Genomic DNA, 6,709 nt, shown 5'->3' with positions numbered 1-6,709 from the left:
GGGAGAGGCACCCGGTCGCGGACCTCAGCGGACCTCGGTGATCTCCGGGCCGCGGGAGAGGCGGTCGACGCCGCCCGCGAAACGCGAGCCGGGCTCGGCCTCGTCCTGCTGGACGCCGTCCGGCACCATCTGCGCGTCGTTCGGCAGCTTGAGCACGATCGGGTCGCGGGGCGCCATCGGCTGGTCGCCGCGGACGACGACGGTGTCCTTGAAGATCTGCTCCAGCAGCCCGGCGGTCTGCGGCTGCACCGCGCCCTGGCCGGAGATCACCCCGCGCAGGAACCAGCGCGGCCCGTCGACCCCGACGAAGCGCACCACCTGCACGCCGTTCTTGCCGTCCGGCAGCTGCACGGGCACCTGGGCCCGCAGCTCCCAGCCCAGCGGGCCCTCGACCTCGTCGATGACCCCGCCCTGGCGGGTGATGCCGCTGGCGATCTCCTCGCGCACCTCGCCCCAGATGCCCTCCCGCTTGGGAGCGGCGAACGCCTGGAGCTGGACGGCGCTGTCCTTGAGCACGACGGTCGCGGCGACGATCGCGTCGCCGGCGACCTCCACCCGCAGCTCCATGCCCTCGACCCCGGGGACGAAGACACCACCGAGGTCGACGCGGCCCTCCTCGGGCTTGCTCACCTCGGAGATGTCCCACGGCCCGTCGGGGCGGGGGGCGGGCGGCAGGTTCACCCTGCGCCCGCTCTTCTCCGCCGGGTCCCCGGCGAGCTCGGACCCGTCCGAGTCCACACCGTCCTCGGGGAGGTCGACCTCGCCCTTGGTGTCCTCAGCGTCTGCGCGTCCCTTGCGACGACGTCCGAACACGTCACTGTCCTTCCCGGTCGGATGCGACCGAAGCGTATTCATGTCCCCCGGCGGGGCCGTCCATCGCGGCGTGCCCGCCGGTCGATCCGAAGCCCCCGCCGGCCCGCGCCGAGCCCGGAAGCTCCGCGACCTCGTGGAAGCGCACCTTCTCGACCTGCTGGACGACCAGTTGAGCGATCCGGTCGAACCGCTCGAACCGCACGCTCTCACGCGGGTCCAGGTTGACCACGATCACCTTGATCTCTCCACGGTACCCGGCATCCACCGTCCCGGGAGCATTCACGAGTGCCACGCCGCACCGGGCGGCGAGACCGGAGCGCGGGTGCACGAAGGCCGCGTACCCGTCGGGCAGCGCCACGGCGATCCCGGTGGGCAGCACGGCCCGCTCGCCCGGCCCCAGCTCGGCGGCCTCGGTGGTGACCAGGTCGGTGCCGGCGTCACCGGGGTGGCCGTACGCCGGGACCGGCACGTCCGGGTCGAGCCGCCGCAGCAGCACGTCCACCGGGGCGCGGCTCACGGGTTCACCTCGAAGGCCCGCGCGACCCTGACCTGGTCCGGGTCCTCGAGCGCGGCCCTGATCTCGGTGTCGCGGCCGTTCTCGATGAAGTGGTCCACCTTGACCTCGATGAAGAGGGCGTTGGCCCGGACCGCCACGGGGCCGTCGGGGGCGCCGATCCGGCCGGTGGCGGTGCCGTAGATCTTGCGGCCGTGCACCGCGGTGACCCGGGCGTCGAGGTGCAGCTCGGTGTCGACCGGCACCGGCAGGACGTAGTCCGTCTCCAGCCGGCCGGTGACCGCGATGGTGCGCAGCACCCAGCTCAGCGAGCCGATCGTCTCGTCCAGGGCCGTGGCCAGCACTCCGCCGTGGGCCAGTCCGGGCGCGCCCTGGTGGGCGGCCTTGACGGTGAAGACGGCCGTGACGCTCACGCCCTCGCCCGCCCGCGTCTCCAGGTGCAGTCCGTGCGCCTGGTCCCGGCCGCAGCCGAAGCACTGGTCGTAATGGGCGCCGAGCAGCTCCCCGGGCGCGGGCGCGTCGGGGTGCCGGACCGGCGGCCGGGCGCCCTCGGGGGGCGTCAGCGAAGATGTTGGTGCACTCACGAGTGCAGACCCTACCCGCGCGCGGGGACGGGCAACGCGGCCGTGCCAAGCTTGAGTCCATGCAGTCCTACGAAGAACGCCTGACCGCGCCCCGTTCCTGGTGGCTCGTCACGGTTGCGGCCGGCCTTTTCTGCGGCCTGACCGTGCTGCCCCTCGGGGTGCTCCCGTCGCTGGGCGGTCTGATCGTGGGCGCGGCCCTGGGCGCCGCCGCGGTGAGTTCCTACGGTTCGGCGCGGATCCGGGTGGTCGCGGACTCCCTGGTGGCAGGCGACGCCAGGATCCCGGTGACGGCGCTGGGCGACGCGGAGGTGCTGGACGCCCGGGAGGCGGCCGCGTGGCGGACGTACAAGGCGGACCCGCGGGCCTTCATGCTGCTGCGGAGCTACATCCCGACCGCGCTGCGGGTGGAGATCACGGACCCGGCGGACCCGACTCCGTACGTCTATCTGTCGACCCGGGACCCGGAAGGGCTGGCCGCCGCGCTGGCGGCCGTACGGGCCTGAGGCGGCCGGTGCGATCCGGCGGACCTCGCGGGACCGGAGGGGCTCGGGCGTCCGGCAGGTATCGGGCGTCCGGCGATCTCGGGCCACCGGCGGTTGCCGCAGTCCCGGCGATTCGGCGAATCTCACGGACCTCGCGAATCTGACAGATCCCGCGGATCTCACGGATCTCACAGATCTCACAGATCTCACAGATCTCACAGATCTCGCGGACCCGGCAGTCAGCCGCCGTCCCGGGAGGGGCCGTCGCCCGGAAGCGGGCCGGGCCGCTGCTGGAGCTCCTTCGGGCTGCCGAGCTCCGGCTCCGGGGCCGCCGGGAGGCTGTCCCAGGGGACCTGCCGCCGGCGGAGGTCCTTGCGGACCTTCTCGGCGAGCTTCCTGGTTTCGCGCCGGTTCATGAGCGCACCGGCGGCCGCGCCCACCATGAACGGGATCAGGGTGGGGAAGTTGCGCACGGTGCGCTTGAGGATCTGCTGGCGCAGCTGCCGCCGCATCTGGCCGCCCAGGGCGCCGTTGAAACTGGTCGGCTTGGTGACGTCGATGCCGCGCTCCTCCGTCCACGCGGACAGATAGGCGGACGCCCGCCCGGAGGGGCCGCCGGGCGCCCGCACGCCGTAGACCTCGTGCAGCTCGGCGATCAGCTTGAACTCCACGGAGGCGACGCCGACGATCTCGGCGGCCAGCTCCGCGGGCATCGTGGGGGGTGTGGGCAGCATGGCGGCGGCGCCGACTCCGGCGCCGACGGTCCCGGAGCTGCGGATCGCTCCGGCCACCAGCCGGTCGGCGATCTGTTCCGGCCCGAGGCCGGGGAACTGGGCCCGGAGCGTCGCCAGGTCGCGGACCGGAATCCGCGGCGCGACGTCGATGATGCGGTCCGCGACGACGGTGAGGCCGCGCCGGGCGCCGCGGCCTCCGGCGGACATCCCCCGTCCGGCCGCTGACGCGAGCGCGGCCCCGCGGCCCCGTCCCGCGCGTGTTCCCCCGCGCGTGCGCGCGGGATCAGCGGGCGTGCCGGGCGCCTGGTCGGGGCGCTCGGCCTGTTCCGCCGGCAGGGCGGAGGACTCGGAGGGCGCGTCGGCGCCCTCCACGGGGGCGCCGCGGCCCTCGCGTGCCTCTGGTGTGCCCTGCCGCCGGAAGAGGTGCTTCCGGGACGGCGTGGACCCTGTCACGGCCGTCCGGCCTCAGGCCGCGCAGTCGCGGCAGATCGGCTGGCCGTTCTTCTCGGCTGCCAGCTGGCTGCGGTGGTGCACCAGGAAGCAGCTCATGCAGGTGAACTCGTCGGCCTGGCGTGGCAGCACGCGGACGGACAGCTCCTCGTTGGAGAGGTCCGCACCGGGCAGCTCGAGGCCCTCGGCCTGCTCGAACTCGTCCACGTCCACGCTGGACGTCGACTTGTCGTTCCGACGGGCCTTGAGCTCTTCGATGCTGTCCTCGTTGAGCTCGTCATCGGTCTTGCGTGGGGTGTCGTAGTCCGTTGCCATGTCGCTCTCCCCCTCCGGGTGTCTGTGGTGTCTCAGCGCTCGTAACGCGTGAGGAGCCGGTCTTGTGCCCGACCCGAGGCGGAGATTTTGCCTCACATCAAGGTCTGTTACTCAATCGACACCCAACCGCACCCCTGAAGAGGTGATCGGGTTGGATGGCGATGGGGACCGTACACGGTCGTGTTCCCACATCTCGCGGGGCCACCCCGTGTACTTCCCGTGATCGGGGCCCGCGAAAACCCGGATTTTCCCGGCTTTCCGACGACCCGTGTCCTCACGGAGGGTAAATGGCCGGAAATACAGCTTGTGATGGATCCCACACGGAATTCCGAAGCGGGGACCCCGAAAATTCCGCCCAAAGCGAACAGCCTTCCGGCGGGTCAGAGCGGGAAGGTGACACGCATCACGAGCCCGCCGCCGTCCCGGGGCACCGCGCTGACCTGCCCGCCGTGCGCACGGGCCACCGAACGCACGATGGACAGGCCGAGACCCACGCCCTTGTCGCTCCCGGTGCGCTGGGTGCGCAGCCTGCGGAACGGCTCGAAGATGTTGTCCAGCTCGTACGCCGGAACGACCGGCCCGGTGTTCGCGACGACCAGGTTCGCCATGCCGTCCGTCCGCCCCGCGCTCACCTCGACCCAGCCGCCCGGTTCGTTGTAGCGCACCGCGTTCTGCACCAGGTTCATCGCGACCCTCTCCAGCAGCACGCCGTTGCCCTGGACCGTCACAGCCGGCTTCCCCTCGCGCGGCTCCCCGCGCAGCTCGACCCGCGCCGCCTCCGCCTCCGGGCGGACCTGCTCGACCGCGCGCGAGGCGACCTCGGCCAGGTCCACCGGCTTCCGGTCGACGATCTCGTTCTCGCTGCGGGCGAGCAGCAGCAGCCCCTCGACCAGCTGTTCGCTGCGCTCGTTGGTGGCGAGCAGGGTCTTGCCCAGCTGGGTGAGTTCCGGGGCCGCGTCGGGGTCCGAGAGCTGCACCTCCAGCAGGGTCCGGTTGATCGCCAGCGGGGTGCGCAGCTCGTGCGAGGCGTTGGCCACGAACCGGCGCTGGGCGTCGAAGGCGCGGTCCAGCCGGTCGAGCATCTCGTCGAAGGTGTCGGCCAGCTCCTTCAGCTCGTCGTCCGGCCCGCCCAGCTCGATCCGGCGGGACAGGTCGGAGCCGACCACCATGCGGGCGGTGCGGGTGATCCGGCCCAGCGGCGAGAGCACCCGGCCGGCCATCGCGTAGCCGAACGCGAACGCGGCGACGCTGAGGCCCAGCAGGGCGAGCAGGGAGCGCCGCAGCAGGTCGTCGAGCGCCAGCTGCCGCTGGTAGTGCATACAGGTCTCGAGGACGGTGTTGAACTCCTCCGTCTCGAACGTCCGGCCGGTGATCGCCGGGCAGGTGCTGCTCGTCGGCCGGAAGCTGCCCTCCAGCAGCCGGAACGGCAGGGTGTTGCCCTGGTCCAGCGCCTGCGCCGCCAGCAGATAGATCAGCGACAGCAGCACGATGCCCGCGATCAGGAACATGCCGCCGTAGAGCAGCGTGAGCCGGATCCTGATGGTGGGCCGCAGCCAGGGCCGGGACCGGGGCGGGGTGCGGGGGTCCCAGGTGGGTTTCGGGGGCGCGGGGGCCGGTGCGGAGGGGGGCGTGGATGCCATCGGGTCAGATCCGGTAGCCGGAGCCGGGCACGGTGACGATCACGGGCGGCTCACCGAGCTTGCGGCGCAGCGTCATCACGGTGACCCGCACCACGTTGGTGAAGGGGTCGGTGTTCTCGTCCCACGCCTTCTCGAGCAGCTGCTCGGCGGAGACCACGGTGCCCTCACTGCGCATCAGCACCTCCAGCACCGCGAACTCCTTCGGCGCCAGCTGGATCTCCCTGCCGTCCCGGAAGACCTCCCGGCGGTTGGGGTCCAGCTTGATCCCGGAGCGCTCCAGGACGGGCGGCAGCGCGACCGTGGTACGGCGCCCCAGCGCGCGCACCCGGGCGGTCAGCTCGCTGAACGCGAACGGCTTGGGGAGGTAGTCGTCCGCGCCGATCTCCAGGCCCTCCACCCGGTCGCTCACGTCACCGGATGCGGTCAGCATGAGGACCCGGGTGGGCAGTCCGAGTTCGACGATCCGCCGGCACACGTCGTCGCCGTGGACCAGCGGGAGGTCCCGGTCGAGGACCACCACGTCGTAGTCGTTGACGTCGATCCGCTCCTGCGCCGCGGCGCCGTCGTACACCACGTCGACGGCCATGGCCTCCCGGCGCAGCCCGGTGGCCACCGCATCGGCGAGCAGCTGCTCGTCCTCGACGACGAGTACGCGCACGGCGCATTTCCTTTCCTCGGGGGCCTGTGATCGGGCCGGGGATCTTGGAGTTCCGGCCTGTCCCTGTGTCTCCATCCTGCCGCCAAGGCTCGTAAACCGGCGGTAAGTGGACCCGCTCCGAGCAGGGACGGCCGGAGAATTCCGGATTTTCGGGGGTTGCCGAGGTTTCCGCGCGGGCGCTGATGGGGAGGACGATGAAACATCCAGAGATCACGCCCTGTACGTGGCATGCCACGGCCTGCTGTCCCCCGCAGAGGAGCGGAGCGTGATCGACCCGCCGTCGGCACACCCCCGTGCCATCGACCCACGACGAGGGGGCGCAACCATGGACGCGTTCACCGCAGGACTTCTGCAGCGTATAGAGACCACCGAGTCCGACCTGACGCATGCGCGCGAGACGGGCGACGACTTCCTCGTGGAGGTGGAGCAGGCCGAGCTGGACGACCTGCACCGCCTGGCCGCCGAACACGGTGTGGAGATCGGCGCGCTGAGCTCCTGACCGGACCCCGGTCACGGCCG

The 6,709-nt window shown here is 72.0% G+C and carries 9 protein-coding genes; 2 read left to right on the top strand and 7 right to left on the bottom strand.

What is annotated here, in order from left to right; genetic code table 11:
- Window positions 1–24: 24 nt before the first annotated feature.
- From GCU69_RS02430 to GCU69_RS02420, 3 genes are read right to left on the bottom strand one after another with little or no spacing between them, the layout of a single operon-like run.
- On the bottom strand, window positions 25–813 hold the full coding sequence (locus GCU69_RS02430; protein ID WP_156204995.1) for a DUF3710 domain-containing protein: 789 nt from the start codon (window positions 811–813) through the stop codon (window positions 25–27).
- A gap of 1 nt (window position 814) precedes the next feature.
- Entirely contained in the window at window positions 815–1,330 is a 516-nt protein-coding gene (dut, locus tag GCU69_RS02425; protein ID WP_098754031.1) for a dUTP diphosphatase, read from the bottom strand.
- Entirely contained in the window at window positions 1,327–1,911 is a 585-nt protein-coding gene (locus GCU69_RS02420; protein ID WP_098754030.1) for a PaaI family thioesterase, read from the bottom strand. Before GCU69_RS02420 ends, dut begins: the two co-directional genes overlap by 4 nt.
- Before the next feature lie 59 nt (window positions 1,912–1,970).
- On the opposite strand from GCU69_RS02420, the gene GCU69_RS02415 reads away from it, so the two are divergent.
- Complete coding sequence (locus GCU69_RS02415) at window positions 1,971–2,414, top strand: DUF3093 domain-containing protein (RefSeq protein WP_098754029.1); 444 nt, start codon at window positions 1,971–1,973, stop codon at window positions 2,412–2,414.
- Window positions 2,415–2,632: 218 nt separating this feature from the next.
- Here the strand turns inward: GCU69_RS02415 and GCU69_RS02410 are convergent, their stop codons facing one another.
- The 4 genes from GCU69_RS02410 to GCU69_RS02395 form a co-directional block, all read right to left on the bottom strand.
- Window positions 2,633–3,334 (bottom strand): hypothetical protein, encoded by a 702-nt coding sequence (locus GCU69_RS02410; protein WP_408055750.1) that lies wholly within the window; start codon window positions 3,332–3,334, stop codon window positions 2,633–2,635.
- Window positions 3,335–3,592: 258 nt separating this feature from the next.
- Window positions 3,593–3,892 (bottom strand): DUF4193 domain-containing protein, encoded by a 300-nt coding sequence (locus GCU69_RS02405; protein WP_098754027.1) that lies wholly within the window; start codon window positions 3,890–3,892, stop codon window positions 3,593–3,595.
- 380 nt (window positions 3,893–4,272) lie between these two features.
- On the bottom strand, window positions 4,273–5,532 hold the full coding sequence (locus GCU69_RS02400) for a sensor histidine kinase (protein WP_156204994.1): 1,260 nt from the start codon (window positions 5,530–5,532) through the stop codon (window positions 4,273–4,275).
- Window positions 5,533–5,536: 4 nt separating this feature from the next.
- Window positions 5,537–6,190 carry a response regulator transcription factor gene (locus GCU69_RS02395; protein WP_098754026.1) on the bottom strand — a complete coding sequence of 218 codons (654 nt, stop codon included), beginning with the start codon at window positions 6,188–6,190 and terminating at the stop codon, window positions 5,537–5,539.
- Between the two features lie 325 nt (window positions 6,191–6,515).
- Between GCU69_RS02395 and GCU69_RS32440 the strand changes: the two genes are divergently transcribed.
- Window positions 6,516–6,689: a hypothetical protein gene (locus GCU69_RS32440; RefSeq protein WP_170315763.1), complete on the top strand. Its 174-nt coding sequence runs from the start codon at window positions 6,516–6,518 to the stop codon at window positions 6,687–6,689.
- Window positions 6,690–6,709 lie beyond the last annotated feature (20 nt).

It is taken from the genome of Streptomyces lycii (assembly GCF_009735685.1).
GTDB classification, from domain to species: domain Bacteria; phylum Actinomycetota; class Actinomycetes; order Streptomycetales; family Streptomycetaceae; genus Streptomyces; species Streptomyces lycii.
Note: the sequence above shows the minus strand (reverse complement) of the source record. Positions and strands in the feature narration are given on the sequence as shown.

Excerpts from the sequence above, each read along its gene's own strand:
- GCU69_RS02410 (WP_408055750.1), bottom strand. The coding sequence starts at position 3,334 with ATGTCCGCCGGAGGCCGCGGCGCCCGGCGCGGCCTCACCGTCGTCGCG.
- GCU69_RS02415 (WP_098754029.1), top strand. The coding sequence starts at position 1,971 with ATGCAGTCCTACGAAGAACGCCTGACCGCGCCCCGTTCCTGGTGGCTC.
- GCU69_RS32440 (WP_170315763.1), top strand. The coding sequence starts at position 6,516 with ATGGACGCGTTCACCGCAGGACTTCTGCAGCGTATAGAGACCACCGAG.
- GCU69_RS02400 (WP_156204994.1), bottom strand. The coding sequence starts at position 5,532 with ATGGCATCCACGCCCCCCTCCGCACCGGCCCCCGCGCCCCCGAAACCC.
- GCU69_RS02405 (WP_098754027.1), bottom strand. The coding sequence starts at position 3,892 with ATGGCAACGGACTACGACACCCCACGCAAGACCGATGACGAGCTCAAC.